Source organism: Polynucleobacter sp. JS-JIR-II-b4, from assembly GCF_018687815.1.
GTDB lineage: Bacteria > Pseudomonadota > Gammaproteobacteria > Burkholderiales > Burkholderiaceae > Polynucleobacter.
The window spans coordinates 1,804,788-1,820,291 of sequence record NZ_CP061306.1 but is presented as its reverse complement, the minus strand read 5'-3'; the positions used below and the strand labels follow the sequence as shown (position 1 = coordinate 1,820,291).

The window sequence follows — 15,504 nt, the reverse complement described above, 5'->3', positions numbered from 1 at the left end:
GGGTTATGAATTACGCTTGATTTATGCGAGTAGATTCCAGAATTCGGGCCAATGGCTTCAGTTCAATGTAACGGTTCGCTGTCGCAATGGCGTACTCCAGTACGAGCGGAATATCCTTGAGGTAGCCATCCTTACCATCACGATGAAAGAGTCTTGCAAAAATGCCCAAGATTTTAAGGTGGCGTTGTAAACCCATCCATTCAAAATCACGATAGAACTGTCCAAAATCACTTGGCATTGGCAGCCCTGCTTTACGACCATCTTCCCAAAATTTAATAACCCAATCAATCACCCGCTCTTCTGGCCATGCAATGTAAGCATCACGCCACAGTGAAGAGGCATCATAAGTAATAGGCCCGTAAACCGCATCCTGAAAGTCAATCACTCCTGGATTATTTTGTTCAGTCACCATCAAGTTGCGAGAATGATAATCACGGTGAACATACACTTTAGCTTGAGCTAAATTGTTTTCAATAATGAGTTCAAAAGATTTTTTGAGTTGTTCTGTTTGCTGCTCATTAAGTGCAATATTGAGATGCTTCCTTAAATACCACTCAGGTAGTAAATCTAACTCTCTTTGCAAAAGAGCTTCATCGTAATTGGGTAATACATCTGGTTTACTCGCCAATTGCATGAGTACTAGGGCATGGGTCGCATCTTTATAAAGATGATCAGCCGTCTTATTGTTGAGTTCAGCTAAGTAGGTTTTGGTGCCTAAATCGTTTAAGAGCAAGAAACCTTCAGCAAGATTTTGCTCTAGGATTTTTGGCACATTTAAACCTGCCTCTGAGAGTAATAAATCGACCTTTATGAAGGCATCCAAAGGTTCATGTTGGGGTGGGGCATCCATTACGATCAAAGTCCCAAAATTGGGCTTTTTGGACTCAATTCGGAAATAGCGCCGAAAGCTGGCATCAGCCGAGGCAGGTGCCAAAGAGTCGAGATCTAGTTGCCACCTAGCTTCTAGGGCTTTTAGCCAGTTACGTATAGTGTTTAAGCGTGAGTCAGTCATGGTCGATTCGTATAATAAGGCGGGTCTGGATCTATGAGTCATTATCGCCGTCGCGCCGGCCTTTGCGCCCCTCTTTTTTTGCATGTAACCCTGCGCGTTTTGATGGGGGTGGCATTGCTTCAATTTGCCCTCTGTGGACGTGCTCAAGCGCCTGCTCCATTACCCCCAAATGCACAGGCTAATGCCAATACCGTTTTATTGCCTGATCGAGGCAATGTTAGCGTTTTAAAGTTGGACGATCAACTGCGAGTTGGACTTCCCCTTGATGATAGTAAGGCACTTACTTTTACTTCAAGTGATTCAATTGATGGTGTAGTGAATCGAAAAATGAAGCTTAAAGGTCGCGCACAAATGCGACGCAATGGCGCAGTGATTAAAGCGGATGAGATTGTTTATGACCCCGATACTGATATTGCTGAGCTCGTAGGCAATGCTGAGTTGAACAAAGGCAATACTACTTTTAAGGGGCCAACTGCCAAATTTAAAGTAGATGCGCGTGAAGGTGCAATGGAAACACCTACATACGAGTTTCTCGATACTCGGGGCAATGGGTCTGCAAAAAAACTTACCATTGAAAACTCAGATATTTTTGTCTTTGATAAAGCAACATATACAACATGTACACCGCAGAATATGGACTGGTATTTTTCGGCCAGTACTTTAGAAATTGATAATGAGCAAAAAGAAATGGTTGGAACGCATGGCGTGATGCGCTTCTTCGATGTGCCTATTGCATACGTCCCTTACTTCACTGCTCCTACTTCTAGTGAGCGTCGTTCGGGTATCTTGGCGCCGGTGGCTGGATACAACTCCAATAATGGCCTTGACATTACTCAGCCTTATTACGTCAACATAGCTCCCAATAGGGACTTATTAATTCTTCCACGTTACATGAGTGATCGCGGTTTGCAGATGGGCGCAAACTACCGCTTTCTGGACAGCAAGTACAGCGGCACTCTAGGCGGTGACTACCTCGCACATGACAATAAGACAGGAACCAACCGTTGGCGCTATGACTGGCAGCAGCGAGAGGTATTTAGCGGAGGGGTGGCGCCTGGTGGAATTCCAATGCCAGGCTCATGGTCGGGCTATGCAAATATGTCACGTGTTTCAGATAATTTATATCCAACGGATTTCTCGCAGAGTATTGCTGGAGCAGTTACTAGTCAGTTTCGTCAAGAGGTTGGCACCACGAAAGGGTTGACGGGGAGTTTGAGTAACTGGGTAGTGTCAGCTAAAGCGTTAACATTTCAAACTCTGCAGCCGGACCCAACCGCCTTAGTTCAAGCCCCATACAACGTATTGCCAAACATTACTGCTGCCTATAACAGTCGCCTGACTACGTCAGCAGCTGATGCCAGTGGCAAGTACGTTACTTTACCTACTGGGCCGGCAACCACGTTTTCTACAGATTACACAAGGTTCTCATACAACATTGGCGGCAACTTAGCTTCTACTGCGCCTGGTGTTTACAGTCAGGCTGATCGAACAGTCGTTAAAGGCGCGATGGCGTTGCCTCAGATCACACCAGGCTATTACATCACCCCAAAGATGAGTTTTCAGTCGAACACGTATAACGCAACTCCTTTTGCAACTGGTGGCGCGCCTGTAGCGCAAGGCTTCACCATTCCTACATTCAGTTTGGATTCTGGGTTGGCATTCGAAAGAGATGCTGCCGAATTGAAAGGCTTCTACGGTCGAGATATGTTGTTAACTATGGAGCCTCGTGCTTTCTATGTTTACACGCCTTATCAAAATCAATCACAAACACCTTTGTTTGATACCGCAGATGCGGGCTTCGGCGTTTCGCAGATCTTTAGTGAAAATACTTTCATTGGTAATGACCGTGTAGCAGATAACAATGCAGCCACACTTGGTTTAACGAGTCGTATGATCGAAGCCAGCACTGGAGCAGAGCGTGCCACTGTAACCGTTGCCCAAAAGCAGCAGTTCACTGGACAGCGAGTTGGTTTGAACGGCACGATTGTGAACCCCACTACTTATTCAGATACTCTGGGTTCTGGTTCGGTCCGCTTACTTGGTAATTTCAGTGCAGATGTATTTGGCCAATACAACACGCAGTTAAATAAATTTGTTCAAACTACGATTGGCGGAAGTTGGCGCCCAACGCAGGGTCGAAGTTTAAATTTCGGATACCGTAACGTTTGGTCTCCGCCAGTACAAGCATCTATTCAAAATAACCAAGCATTCGTGCCTTCCTCCACCACAACGGATCAATACAATATTTCTGGGCAGTGGCCAATTACTCGGGAAGTTTCTGTTTTAGGGCGCTGGGGATATGATGCCTTAACCACCAAGACTTTGAACAGTTTGGTGGCTTTGGAGTGGAGCAGGGACTGCTGGACTTTCCGTGGCGCCTATTCTCAAGTTTTGAATACTTCTCAAATAACCACCACCCAGGTGCTCTTTCAGGTCGAATTTAGGGGCTTTGGTAGCGCTGGAAGCAATCCAGTTGATATCATGAAGTTAAATGTTCCTGGATATATGCCTACCTCTAAGCCTATACCACCTTCAACATACGAGAACTATCAATAATGCTTTGTATGAAACGTTTTAAACAAATGAGTGTTCATGCCATTTTCATTGGCATTGGATTATTCGCAAATGTTGCATTTGCTCAGGATTCGGCAAAGGCAAATGCTATGGCAGAAAGCAAAATTCGTAATATCGATGGAGTAGCTGCAGTCGTCAACACGGGTTATGTAACCCGCAAAGAAATTGATGACCGAATTGCGGCACTCAAAAAACAGGGTGTGAAATTGCCGGAAGATGGATCAGTCCGCAAAATAATTCTGGAGCGCCTCATTTTAGAAAAAATTCAATTGCAAAATGCTGACCAAGAAGGGGTCAGGGTTACGAATAAAGAGCTAGATAAAATTATCAGCGACATTGCTGCCAAAAATAAGCTTAGCTATGCGGAATTTAAAGCCAAGGTAATCGCTTCTGGGAGTACATTTGAACGTTATAAGGAGACGTTGCGTGATGATGTCATCGTTACACGTTATAGAGAGCGAGAGGTTGAGGGTAAGCTCAAAATATCTGATGCTGAGATAGATAACTTCATTGCTGAGCGTACTCGAGCCATGACATCAGGTGGGGCGCAACGATCGGCTCCAGCAGCAAAAGGCGAATTAGAAGAAATAGATGTAGCGCAAATTTTTATTCCTGTTGATGCTGGCGCAGGAGCGGGTGCTCAAGCTGACGCAAAAAAGAAGGCAGATGACTTGTTGAAGGATGCTCGTGGAGATATTGATTTCTTGCAACTAGGCACAATGGCTGCAAAAGATAATCCAAAGATTAAGTTTCAAGAGTTAGGCTATCGCACTCCTGATCGTTTGCCGCAATTATTTTATGAGGCTATTCGTAACACTGGTGGCGGGCAGGTTGCCAATTCGGTTGTAAAAAGTCCGGCTGGATACCATGTGCTTAAAGTTTTAGATCGTCGTGCAGCTGGAGTAAGTGCGCCTCCACAGCAGGCTGCAGCACCCGATGCTGGTTCACCTACTCCGAAAAATATTCCGATTACACAAACCCTCCCGCGTCATATTTTATTGCGCAGTCGTGCCGGTTTAAGTGATCAAGATGCGGAGAGACGCTTGCAAGGGTACCGTGATCAGATACGGGCAAAGACCGCAGATTTTGCAGAACTTGCAAAAAAATACTCTGAAGATGGGTCGGCGCCAAACGGAGGTGAGCTAGGCTGGATGAGTCCTGGTGATTTGGTTCCTGAATTTGAGCAAGCTATGAATCGCTTGCAAATTGGTGAGGTTAGTAACCCTGTTAAATCAGAATTTGGTTGGCACCTAATTCAGGTATTAGAGCGTCGCGAAGGTCAGCTCACCGTTGAGAAGCAACGTCAATTTGCGCGAGCAGCAATTCGCGAGAAAAAGTTTGATCAAGCTTATCAAGAATGGATGCGTGAGCTGCGTGATAACGCAACTGTAAAAATTCTGAACGTGGAAGATGAAGCAAGTAGCGCACCCCGTTAATCTCGTTGTAAGTACCGGTGAACCAGCCGGTGTCGGACCTGAAGTTTCTTTAGCTGCTTCGCTTGAATTTCTACGTGCGCATGCAGATGCTCAAATCACTTTGTTAGGCAATGATCGGCTATTAGTATTGCCTAAGGGTCTTAGCCCAGACCTATCTAGTCGATTACAAATTGAATCAATCTCACTGGGGGCGCCTGTCATTTCAGGGAGCTTGAATTCGCAAAATGCTCAGTATGTGGTGAGTCTTTTAGATCAGGCGATTGATGGTTGTCAGCAGGGGCGCTTTGATGCCATGGTGACTGCGCCACTTCAAAAAAGCATTATTAATGATGCTGGGACACCATTTACAGGGCATACAGAGTACTTGGCGCAGCGTTGTCAGGTTTCTCGTGTGGTGATGATGTTGTGCGCGCATTTGCCCATCGGATTTTTGGGGCTCAAGGCACCCAGAGACTTGCGTGTTGCCCTCGTCACAACCCATCTTCCCTTAAAGAATGTTCCGCAAGCTCTGAGTTATGACTTGATATTAGAAACGATCCAAATCGTGAATCAAGATTTGCAGAAGAAATTCGGAATTGCTAAACCCATCATCCGGATGGCAGGTTTAAATCCACATGCAGGAGAGTCTGGTTATTTGGGCCGAGAGGAAATTGAAATCATCTCACCGGCAATTGAAGCAGCCAAGAGGATGGGCATCCATGTTTCCGGCCCTTATCCCGGCGATACGATGTTTGATTCAGAATCTGTTGCGCAAGTGGATGCTTTCATTGCGATGTATCACGATCAAGGGCTCGCACCGTTCAAATTTGTTACCTTTGGTAATGGCGTTAATGTCACTTTAGGATTGCCGATCATTCGAACTTCAGTGGATCACGGAACCGCTTTGGATATTGCTGGCAAAGGGTTGGCTGACTCGGGGAGCATGCTTGAGGCTTTGCGCTTAGCTTATAAGTTAGCGCTGAACCAACGAAAGCAAGGCTAATTGATGCATCGCGCTCGCAAACGATTTGGCCAAAACTTTTTGCAGGACAACGGAATTATTTATTCCATTGTTGCGCTTATCAATCCTAGTGCGGATATGCATGTCATTGAGATTGGCCCTGGCCTGGGCGCGCTAACACTTCCTTTGCTGAGTAATCTTGATCACTTGGATCTTCTGGAAATTGACCGTGATTTAGTGGCTTTTTGGAATGAGAAGAATCTCAAAGGTCTTACGGTGATTGAGGGTGATGCGCTCAAGTTTGACTTTTTGACATGGGCTCAGAATAGATCAGCTAAGCAGGGCTTATGTAAGGTGGTTGGCAATCTGCCTTACAACATTTCTTCACCTTTATTGTTCCATTTAGTTTCTGCCGCAGCCTCAATTGATGAGCAGGTATTTATGTTGCAAGCAGAAGTAGTAGAAAGAATGGTTGCAAAAGCTGGAAGCTCTGATTTCAGTCGTCTGTCGGTCATGCTGCAAGCTCGTTACGATATGGAGTTAGTGTTAGAAGTTCCCCCAGAAGCTTTTGACCCTCAGCCTAAGGTGAATTCGGCTGTAGTACGGATGATCCCCAGAAGGGATTTCACATTGACAGATGCGCAATGGAATTTATTGGAAAAAGTAGTTGCCGCTGCCTTCTCCCAGAGAAGAAAAATGTTGCGGACTAACTTGAGTGCTTTTTCAGACAGATTGAGTCTGACGGAGATAGAGCTTAAGGCAAGAGCCCAGGACATTTCTGTTGACCGCTATATCGAGTGGGCTAAAGTTCTCGCCTCATAAATCAATATTCAGTCCTGACTCAGCACTGAATTACTACTTTCTTGTGAATTATTTATAAGCGCTGGGGTCAATCACGCGCATCTCGGCTTCAATCCAACCTTCTACTTCTCGTTGAAGTTCTTCGGCTGACTTATTGGTTGAGCTAATCGCAGGCCCAATTGAAAAGATGACTGTGCCCGGTTCCTTGATAAAGCTATTTTTCGGCCAGCAGCGACCAGCATTGTGCGCGATCGGAATCACTAGTGCATCTGTAGCGCTCGCAAGGCGTGCTCCACCTTTGCGGTAAGGCTTAGTTGATCCAATAGGGGTTCTAGTGCCTTCCGGAAAGAGCATGATCCATTTGCCTTCACTTAAGCGTTTACGGCCTTGAGTCGCTACAGAGTGGGCTGCTGTCTGCTTATTGGAACGATTAATGTGGATCATCTTCAGAAGCGCTAGGGCCCAACCAAAGAAAGGAATCCAGAGAAGTTCACGCTTAAAGACAAAGCAAAGTTGTTTTGGCAGTAGTGCGATGTACGCAATAGTTTCGTAAGCGGACTGGTGCTTACTTAAGATGATGACCCGCTCATTGAGTACAGCCCGCATGTTTTCCATACCGCGGATTTCATAATGAATGCCGCACAATGGCTTTAATAGGGTGATAACGATTTTGTTCCAGAGCCCAATAAATGTGTAACGGTTTTCTGGACTTAGGAATGGAAAGGCTAGCATGCACAGCACTGACCAAATGGGCGTGAATATTACTAAAAATAAGGCAAAAAGGATGGAGCGAATCAATTTCACGATTGGACTAATCCTTATTTTCTAAAAGTGCATTTGCAAAAGCCAGTAGATCAGCATGAATTTGCGTGCCTTCAGGTAGGCCACCTTTTGTAAGCGTCTTTTCACCCTTGCCTGTGAGCACTAGGTGAGGTGAAGCTCCTAAGGCTACTCCAGCTTGAAGATCCCGTAAAGAATCCCCTACTATAGGAACGCCTGTCAGTGGTTTGGTGCTATCAGTCCTCTTATAGCGCAATGCAATTTCTTTCATCATGCCTGGTGCTGGTTTACGGCAATCACATTGATGTGAATCTTGATGAGGGCAAAAGAAGATACTGTCGATATGACCGCCTAATGGCTTTAACAAAGTCTCCATTTTGCTATGCATGGCATGTAAATCATTAATTGTGAAGTAGCCTCTGGAGAGACCTGATTGATTGGTTGCTAAAGCAATTTGATAGCCCGCTTGATTGAGTAAGGCTATCGCCTCTAAGCTTCCTGGAAGGGGAATCCATTCATCTACTGACTTCACATAATCATCGCGATCTTCATTGATCACGCCATCGCGATCAAGAATGATTAATTTAGAAGAGCTGGTGCTCATGCTAGTTTGCCGAGATCGGCAACGAGATTCATTTTCTGGTGAAGTTGTTGCAGGAGAGCTAGGCGATTGTCTCGCAGCTCAGGATTAGGATCCATGACCATCACATCTGCAAAGAATTGATCAATTGGCCCACTCAAAGCAACTAGCGCTCTTAAGAGTTCAACAAATTGACGTTTTTCATAAGCAGCATTGAGTGCAGGAGTCACCGCTTCCAATGCCTTGTGTAGTGTTGCCTCTGCAGGAATTTGCAGTAATTTGGCTGAACACGCTGCAGGAATAGCGGTAGTGGTTTTCTTCAGAATATTGCTGATACGCTTATTGGCGGCTGCGAGTTGAGCGGCTTCTGCTAGGGCATTAAATTCACGCAAGGCAGTCAAGCGCTCGATCAAATCATTAATTTGTGCTGGGTCTTGACTTAAAACGGCATCAATCTCGGCACTAGTAAACGCTTTACCAGCAACTGATTGATCGCGCAAATAGGCGCGTAAGCGATCAATAATGAAGGCATAGATATCAGCAGCTTTTGCTTTTTCTTGTACATCCGCTTGGGGAAACTGCGCACGAGCCAACTCAATTAATTCAGGCAAATTGAGTGAAAGATTTTTTTCCAAGAGCAAACGGCAAATACCTAAGGCATGACGACGTAGGGCATACGGGTCTTTATCGCCTGTAGGAGCAAGTCCAACACCCCAAATACCAACCAATGTTTCTAGTTTGTCGGCAATGGCTAAGATCGTGCCAGTTTGGGTTTGTGGCAAGGCATCGCCGGCAAAGCGCGGCATATAGTGTTCGCTGCAAGCACTAGCAACATCAGCATTCTCGCCATCATGAGTGGCGTAATAGCGCCCCATGATTCCTTGCAACTCCGGAAACTCGCCAACCATATCGGTTAGTAAGTCTGTTTTAGCAATTTCAGCGGCGCGGGATGCTAGCTTTTCATCGGCACCTAATTTTTTAGCGATACCTACAGCCAATCCTTGAACGCGCTTGGTGCGATCCAGTTGATTGCCTAGTTGATTGTGATAAACCACTTTACCAAGATCTGCCACGCGAGAAGCTAATGGGCGCTTTTGATCTTGTTGGAAGAAGAAGCGAGCATCTGATAAGCGTGGACGTACAACACGCTCATTACCTGAGATGATGGCCTCTGGTTTGTTTGTTTCGATATTAGAAGCAATCAAGAAACGATTACGTAATTTTCCCTGCTTATCTGTTAACGCAAAGTACTTTTGATTGGTTTGCATTGTGAGGATTAAGCATTCTTGAGGCACTTCTAAGAACTCTTGATCAAAATGGCATTCATAGATGGCCGGCCACTCAACAAGCGCTGTTACTTCATCTAGAAGGCTATCTGGCATCAATACCAAATCATCGCCAGCTGCTTTTAATAGGGCAGTCTCGATTTGTGAGCGACGCTGATTAAAGCTGGGAATAATCTTGGCTTTTGATTGGAGCTCAGTCTCGTATTGGTCTGCATTCGCAATAGTGATGAGACCAGGCGCTAGAAAACGATGGCCTTCAGTTTGATTGGCTGCATCAATACCTAAAGCACTGATATTTAAAGTAGTGGCGCCATGTAGTGCAATGATGCGGTGGGCAGGACGAGCAAATTGCACGTCGGCCAATTGGCCATCTTTCCGCAGTACTTGGTAGTGCATCATTTTTGCAATGGGCAGCTTGCTTAATGTTTGCTCAAGTGCGGCTTGCGCAGTTTGCTCAAGTGCGGCACCTTTAGCAATGACATTGAGGTACAGCGCTTCATTCTTACCCTCGCCTGCTTTTTCTAAAGTGGCGAGATCAATGTCTCCGTACCCAAGAGCACCTAATTTTTTGAGTAGTGGTGGGGTTGCTTTACCTTCACCGTCAAATGCAATACTGGTAGGCAGTAATTTTTCCTGTACAGGGTAGTCGGGAGCTTGATCAAGAACATTGGTGACTTGAACGGCTAAACGGCGTGGTGTGGCGAAGCCAGTTGCTTTAGATGCATCAGATGCTAGACCGGCTGTTTTGAGTGCTGCAAAGATGCCTTCGCTAAACGCATCGCCCAAGCGACGCAGAGTTTTAGGTGGCAGTTCTTCGGTAAATACCTCGATCAATAAAGTCGCTGATTGAGGTTTTGAATTAGATGTGCTCATAAATAGAAGGCAAAAATCTCGATGTGCTTAAGCCTGAGCTTTAGCTTGACGTTGACACATTGGGAAACCCAGTTTTTCTCTGGACTCAAAGTAGGCTTGAGCCACTGCGCGAGAAAGGTTGCGAATGCGGCCTATATAGGCTGCACGTTCAGTAACCGAGATGGCACCACGCGCATCCAGCAAATTAAAAGTGTGCGCTGCTTTTAGAACCATTTCGTAAGCAGGTAGTGCCAGTGGAACTTCCATTAAACGCTTTGCTTCACTTTCATAGTTTGTGAAGTTGGCAAAGAGTAAATCAGTATTGGAGTGTTCGAAGTTGTAGCAAGACTGCTCCACTTCATTCTGGTGATACACATCACCATAAGAGACGCCATCAGCCCACACCAAGTCGTATACGTTAGAGCAGTTCTGGATATACATTGCCAAACGTTCGATGCCATAGGTAATCTCGCCAAGAACGGGTTTGCAATCTAAGCCGCCTACTTGTTGGAAGTAGGTGAACTGTGTCACTTCCATGCCGTTGAGCCATACTTCCCAACCAAGACCCCATGCACCTAGTGTTGGGTTTTCCCAGTCATCCTCTACAAAGCGAACATCATTCTCTTTAAGGTCTAAGCCTAAAGCGGCAAGAGATCCTAAGTAAAGATCAAGAATATTTTCAGGCGCTGGTTTGAGGACTACTTGATATTGATAGTAGTGTTGCAAGCGATTTGGGTTCTCGCCATAACGACCATCTTTAGGTCGGCGGGATGGCTGAACGTAAGCTGCTTTCCAAGGCTCTGGACCAATGGCGCGCAAGAAGGTCGCAGTGTGCGATGTACCGGCACCAACCTCGAGGTCGATAGGTTGCAATAGGGCACAACCTTGTTGGTCCCAATAATCTTGAAGTTTGAGAATGATTTGCTGAAAAGTAAGCATGATTAACCTGGCTAAGCCTTTGATTTTACATGGCTAGAGCACTCGAGAGTTAAAAATGCCTAAAACGTCTACGCTGAATCAGGCCCCAGAGCAGCAGTAGGCAAGAAATACCTAAAATCGGTAAATTGCCCCAAATGACATAAGGTGTTTTTCCAGAATAAGCCTGGACGTGGGTACCGAGGGTTGTTTGGGTAAATTCTGGGAGGTCTTTCAGTACTTTGCCATCAGGACCAAGAACCGCAGTAATTCCGGTATTGGTGGCACGCAAGGCGGGAAGCCCAGTCTCCAGAGAGCGCAACTGTGAAAGCCTGAGTTGTTGAGTGGATGCTTGAGAATCCCCAAACCAGGCCAGATTAGTCATATTGATCAGTAGGTTTACTGGCTGATTGCTTTGTTGAATACGAGAGGCAAGTTCGCCGCCAAAGACATCTTCGTAGCAAATCGTAATTGCCGCATGAAGATCCTCTTGATCCTTGCGCACAATCACAAAGGGAGGCTGATCTAGCTTTCCTCTTGCAAAGTCACTCATGGGCACATGGAAGGCTTTAACGAACCACTGAAAACCTAGAGGAATAAATTCTCCAAAGGGAACGAGGTGCGCTTTATCGTATTGATAGGGCAATGCATTGGGCGATAGTCCAGTAGCGCGATTCGAATACTGCATGCCACCTTCCCCAGGCACTTCACCAATCAAGCCAAGCAAAATGTTGCTGCTGCTCGTATTAGAAAAGTTTTGCAAGTAATTCAATAGGCCAATGGGTAAATTAGGTAGTGGCCATGGAAATGCAGTCTCAGGAATAATGATGAGATTGGCTGCCTCTTTGGTAATTTCTCCAGCGTAGAAATCGATTTGCTTGCCAATAGCTTGCGGGTTGAATTTCAGACTTTGTTCAAAGTTACCCTGAATTAAGCGAACGCTAATCGGTTCTCCAACTGGCTTCGTAAAGGTAAAAAAACCAGCGCATTGAGAAATCCCAATAACCGTCAAGATAAGTAGCATGCTGGAAACGACATGCTTGCGAGCTTGGTAAATTTCCCAGGAAGTCCAGATTGCTAAAAAGGTACACGCTAGTCCGCCAAAGAAGGGGGCGACAGGTGCGAAAGGTCCATTGAACTGGGTTTCAGCAAAGCCCATCCAAGGAAATCCAGTAAAGATATAGCCCCGTAGAAATTCCGCAAGAACCCAACTCGCTGCCAACAGCAGACCAAATAAGCGATTCTTTTTAAACAGTGGAATAGCCAGTGTTGCCAATGAGAAATACAGTGCTACATAAGCCGAAAGTAAAAATACGCCCATGCAAGCAAGTGGTGCACTCATTCCACCAACATCATGGAGACTGATATAAAGCCACCATAGACCCACTACAAAATAAGCAATGCCAAATGAGAGGCCTAAGAGAAATTGTTTTTTGAAGGAGGTAGACCGCTGATCATCAAGGCGCCACCAGAGAAGACTGAGAACGGGGATCTGAAGCCAACCGCCATAAGGTAGTTCAGCAATAGCGGCAAGTGTCGCCCCCAATACAAACAAAATACAAACAGAAAAGATTTTGCTGCTCATGCGTGAATGATTGGAGTACTGATCAAACAATGTGAATCTCAGTCTGATTTTTTATTGGATTGTCGTGCAAGCAGAATATGAATTTGTCTTGGGTCGGCGCGCTGTACTTCAAATTCAATGCCACCTATTTCAATGAGCTCACCCATTTTAGGGACGCGGCCTAAATGCTGAATCACCAAGCCCGCCACAGTTTCAATATCTTCCACTTCAAAATGAGTGCCAAGTCTTTCATTAAATTGCTCAAGCTCGGTAATGCCTTTAACGCGGATGTCGCCATTATCTAAAGCGATGAGGTTGTCCGCTTCCTCGTCGACATCATGCTCATCCTCAATATCGCCAACGATCTGCTCGAGCACATCTTCAATGGTAATAATGCCGGCAACGCCGCTATATTCGTCAACTACGATAGCTAAATGGTTGCGGTTATCTTTGAAGTCTCGCAATAAGACGCTAAGACGTTTGGATTCTGGAATGAATACTGCAGGGCGTAACCAGTCGCGCACCTGAAAATCTTTCTCAGTGGCGTGACGTAACAAATCTTTTGCTAACAAAATGCCAATGACGTTATCTCTGCTACCTTCGAACACAGGAAAGCGGGAGTGAGCTGCTTCAATAACGCTCTTAATGATTTCAGATAGAGGTTGGCCAATATCAATCCAATCAATTTGAGCGCGAGGCACAAGGATGTCGCGAGCGCATAACTGCCCTACTTGAAAAACACCCTCAATCATGGAGAGGGCATCCGCATCAATTAATCCCTCGGCCTGAGCTTCCCGAAGGGTATCAATCAGTTCTTGACGGCGTTCACTGGGTTCCGTTGGCTGCGGAGTTAAAAAATCAGCCAAGCGATCTAAAAGGGATTTATTGGGGTCAGGCATATAGCAAGAATAGCGTAGAAATATGGCAAATCAAGAATAGGGGTTGGCAAAGCCCAATTTTTGGAGAATTTGGATTTCCAGGGCCTCCATCTTTTTTGCATCCCGGCTTACCTCGTGATCATGGCCTTGAGCATGAAGGCAGCCGTGCACAATTAAATGGGCCAAATGGGCTTTTAGTAATTTACTTTGCTCTTTGGCTTCTTTTTGTAGAACCGGTAAGCAAAAAATAATATCCGCTACTACAGCTTCTTTTGAAAGCTCGTAAGGAAAAGTTAAAACATTGGTGGCGTAATCTTTTTGACGAAAAGCGAAATTTAGCTTCTTACCTTCCGCAGCATTCACAAAGCGAAGAGTGATTAAGCCACTAAGAGCTGTGGCACTTTTCACCCATTTTTTGATTAGGGTTGAGGAAGCTGCTTTATTTACAGCAGACTCAATCGCCGGACTGGCATATTGCAGCTCAATCGCTAGCTTCGAAGAGATGCTTTTTTTATTGACTGACATGGGCTTCTACCAACTCGCCTCTGAGGGTGTAGTTCAGAACTTCCGTAATGCGAATGTCTACGAATTGACCAATGAGACTTTCAATATCTTGATCGGGTGCCGTGAAATGAATGACGCGATTATTTTCAGCGCGACCTTGTAAGTTGACGCCATCCTTAGCAAGACCCTCAATTAATACTCTTTCGGTATTACCCAGCATTTTTTGGCTAATTTGATTTGCCTGCCCCTCAACCAATGCCAATAAAGTTTGGAGGCGTTTGAGTTTTACCTCGTAAGGCGTGTCATCGTGAAGGTTTGCCGCAGGCGTTCCTGGACGTGGGCTAAAGATAAAACAAAAGCTGTTATCAAAGTTCAGCTCCTTAACCATTTTGAGTAGCTTCTCAAAGTCAGCCTCAGTTTCACCTGGAAAGCCCACGATGAAATCACTCGACAGTGTCAGGTCGGGACGAACAGCGCGCATCTTACGAATAATGCTCTTGAACTCTAAGGCTGTATAGCCGCGCTTCATCGCTGAGAGCATGGAATCAGAGCCATGTTGTACAGGCAGATGCAGGTGGCTAACAAGCTTAGGTACTTTGGCGTAGACGTCGATGAGTCGTTGTGTAAATTCTTTAGGATGGCTAGTAGTAAAGCGAATTCGCTCAACTCCAGGAATTTCAGCAATGTATTCAATTAATAGAGCAAAGTCAGCGATTTCTTCAGTGTCGCCCATCTTGCCAAGGTAGGCGTTTACGTTTTGACCAAGCAGAACAATTTCTTTGACGCCTTTGCTAGCAAGGCCTGCTACTTCAGTCAGCACATCATCAAAAGGCCTGGAGACTTCTTCGCCGCGCGTATAGGGCACAACACAGTAGCTGCAATACTTGGAGCAACCTTCCATGATGGAAACGTATGCCGAGCCACGGGTTTGGCGAGATACAGGAAGATGATCAAACTTTTCGATTTCGGGGAAAGAGATATCTACTTGAGAGACTCCAGTTTTGCGACGCTGTGCAATGAGGTCGGATAGGCGATGGAGTGTTTGAGGTCCAAACACAACATCGACGTAAGGAGCACGACTAACAATTTGTTGGCCTTCTTGGCTGGCAACGCAGCCACCAACGCCAATTAGTAAGTCGGGCTTCGTTTTTTTGAGTTCACGTAACCGTCCCAAATCTGAAAAGACTTTGTCTTCCGCTTTTTCGCGAATAGAGCAGGTGTTGAGAAGAACCACGTCGGCATCTTCAGGGCGATCCGTCATGACCATGCCTTCATCGGCATGTAGGAGGTCTGCCATTTTTCCCGAGTCGTACTCGTTCATTTGACAGCCAAAGGTTTTGATATAGAGCTTTTTCATATGCCGTTCTCAGGTTTATAGCTGG

13 protein-coding genes are annotated in these 15,504 nt (G+C 45.7%); 4 read left to right on the top strand and 9 right to left on the bottom strand.

The window, feature by feature from the left end; genetic code table 11:
* Positions 1-10: 10 nt before the first annotated feature.
* The gene (locus ICV90_RS09195) at positions 11-1,012 is read right to left on the bottom strand and encodes an aminoglycoside phosphotransferase family protein (RefSeq protein ID WP_215358640.1); all 1,002 of its coding nucleotides are present in this window, start codon (positions 1,010-1,012) and stop codon (positions 11-13) included.
* Between the two features lie 33 nt (positions 1,013-1,045).
* On the opposite strand from ICV90_RS09195, the gene ICV90_RS09190 reads away from it, so the two are divergent.
* From ICV90_RS09190 to rsmA, 4 genes are read left to right on the top strand one after another with little or no spacing between them, the layout of a single operon-like run.
* Positions 1,046-3,568: an LPS-assembly protein LptD gene (locus ICV90_RS09190; RefSeq protein WP_215358639.1), complete on the top strand. Its 2,523-nt coding sequence runs from the start codon at positions 1,046-1,048 to the stop codon at positions 3,566-3,568.
* Positions 3,569-3,576: 8 nt separating this feature from the next.
* Positions 3,577-5,022: a peptidylprolyl isomerase gene (locus ICV90_RS09185; RefSeq protein WP_251367721.1), complete on the top strand. Its 1,446-nt coding sequence runs from the start codon at positions 3,577-3,579 to the stop codon at positions 5,020-5,022.
* The gene (gene pdxA, locus ICV90_RS09180; protein WP_215358637.1) at positions 4,997-6,004 is read left to right on the top strand and encodes a 4-hydroxythreonine-4-phosphate dehydrogenase PdxA; all 1,008 of its coding nucleotides are present in this window, start codon (positions 4,997-4,999) and stop codon (positions 6,002-6,004) included. The genes ICV90_RS09185 and pdxA overlap by 26 nt, the downstream gene beginning before the upstream one ends.
* A 3-nt stretch (positions 6,005-6,007) precedes the next feature.
* A complete protein-coding gene (gene rsmA, locus ICV90_RS09175) occupies positions 6,008-6,784 on the top strand; it encodes a 16S rRNA (adenine(1518)-N(6)/adenine(1519)-N(6))-dimethyltransferase RsmA (RefSeq protein ID WP_215358636.1) in 777 nt (258 codons plus the stop codon).
* Positions 6,785-6,832: 48 nt separating this feature from the next.
* Here the strand turns inward: rsmA and ICV90_RS09170 are convergent, their stop codons facing one another.
* The 8 genes from ICV90_RS09170 to miaB are packed head-to-tail and all read right to left on the bottom strand — an operon-like array spanning position 6,833 to position 15,479.
* Positions 6,833-7,567, bottom strand: coding sequence for a 1-acyl-sn-glycerol-3-phosphate acyltransferase (locus ICV90_RS09170; RefSeq protein ID WP_215358635.1), 735 nt, complete (start codon positions 7,565-7,567; stop codon positions 6,833-6,835).
* Between the two features lie 7 nt (positions 7,568-7,574).
* Entirely contained in the window at positions 7,575-8,147 is a 573-nt protein-coding gene (gene gmhB, locus ICV90_RS09165; RefSeq protein ID WP_215358634.1) for a D-glycero-beta-D-manno-heptose 1,7-bisphosphate 7-phosphatase, read from the bottom strand.
* Positions 8,144-10,282, bottom strand: coding sequence for a glycine--tRNA ligase subunit beta (gene glyS / locus ICV90_RS09160; RefSeq protein WP_215358633.1), 2,139 nt, complete (start codon positions 10,280-10,282; stop codon positions 8,144-8,146). Before glyS ends, gmhB begins: the two co-directional genes overlap by 4 nt.
* 27 nt (positions 10,283-10,309) lie before the next feature.
* Positions 10,310-11,200 carry a glycine--tRNA ligase subunit alpha gene (gene glyQ, locus ICV90_RS09155; RefSeq protein WP_215358632.1) on the bottom strand — a complete coding sequence of 297 codons (891 nt, stop codon included), beginning with the start codon at positions 11,198-11,200 and terminating at the stop codon, positions 10,310-10,312.
* Between the two features lie 49 nt (positions 11,201-11,249).
* On the bottom strand, positions 11,250-12,761 hold the full coding sequence (gene lnt / locus ICV90_RS09150) for an apolipoprotein N-acyltransferase (protein WP_215358631.1): 1,512 nt from the start codon (positions 12,759-12,761) through the stop codon (positions 11,250-11,252).
* A 38-nt stretch (positions 12,762-12,799) separates the two neighbouring features.
* A complete protein-coding gene (locus tag ICV90_RS09145) occupies positions 12,800-13,639 on the bottom strand; it encodes an HlyC/CorC family transporter (RefSeq protein ID WP_215321026.1) in 840 nt (279 codons plus the stop codon).
* 30 nt (positions 13,640-13,669) lie between these two features.
* A complete protein-coding gene (ybeY, locus tag ICV90_RS09140; RefSeq protein ID WP_215358630.1) occupies positions 13,670-14,143 on the bottom strand; it encodes an rRNA maturation RNase YbeY in 474 nt (157 codons plus the stop codon).
* A complete protein-coding gene (gene miaB, locus ICV90_RS09135) occupies positions 14,130-15,479 on the bottom strand; it encodes a tRNA (N6-isopentenyl adenosine(37)-C2)-methylthiotransferase MiaB (RefSeq protein WP_215358629.1) in 1,350 nt (449 codons plus the stop codon). Before miaB ends, ybeY begins: the two co-directional genes overlap by 14 nt.
* Positions 15,480-15,504 lie beyond the last annotated feature (25 nt).

Coding starts and splice junctions, on each gene's coding strand:
- ICV90_RS09195 (WP_215358640.1), bottom strand. CDS start 1,012: ATGACTGACTCACGCTTAAACACTATACGTAACTGGCTAAAAGCCCTA.
- ICV90_RS09190 (WP_215358639.1), top strand. CDS start 1,046: ATGAGTCATTATCGCCGTCGCGCCGGCCTTTGCGCCCCTCTTTTTTTG.
- ICV90_RS09185 (WP_251367721.1), top strand. CDS start 3,577: ATGAAACGTTTTAAACAAATGAGTGTTCATGCCATTTTCATTGGCATT.
- pdxA (WP_215358637.1), top strand. CDS start 4,997: ATGAAGCAAGTAGCGCACCCCGTTAATCTCGTTGTAAGTACCGGTGAA.
- rsmA (WP_215358636.1), top strand. CDS start 6,008: ATGCATCGCGCTCGCAAACGATTTGGCCAAAACTTTTTGCAGGACAAC.
- gmhB (WP_215358634.1), bottom strand. CDS start 8,147: ATGAGCACCAGCTCTTCTAAATTAATCATTCTTGATCGCGATGGCGTG.
- glyS (WP_215358633.1), bottom strand. CDS start 10,282: ATGAGCACATCTAATTCAAAACCTCAATCAGCGACTTTATTGATCGAG.
- glyQ (WP_215358632.1), bottom strand. CDS start 11,200: ATGCTTACTTTTCAGCAAATCATTCTCAAACTTCAAGATTATTGGGAC.
- lnt (WP_215358631.1), bottom strand. CDS start 12,761: ATGAGCAGCAAAATCTTTTCTGTTTGTATTTTGTTTGTATTGGGGGCG.
- ICV90_RS09145 (WP_215321026.1), bottom strand. CDS start 13,639: ATGCCTGACCCCAATAAATCCCTTTTAGATCGCTTGGCTGATTTTTTA.
- ybeY (WP_215358630.1), bottom strand. CDS start 14,143: ATGTCAGTCAATAAAAAAAGCATCTCTTCGAAGCTAGCGATTGAGCTG.
- miaB (WP_215358629.1), bottom strand. CDS start 15,479: ATGAAAAAGCTCTATATCAAAACCTTTGGCTGTCAAATGAACGAGTAC.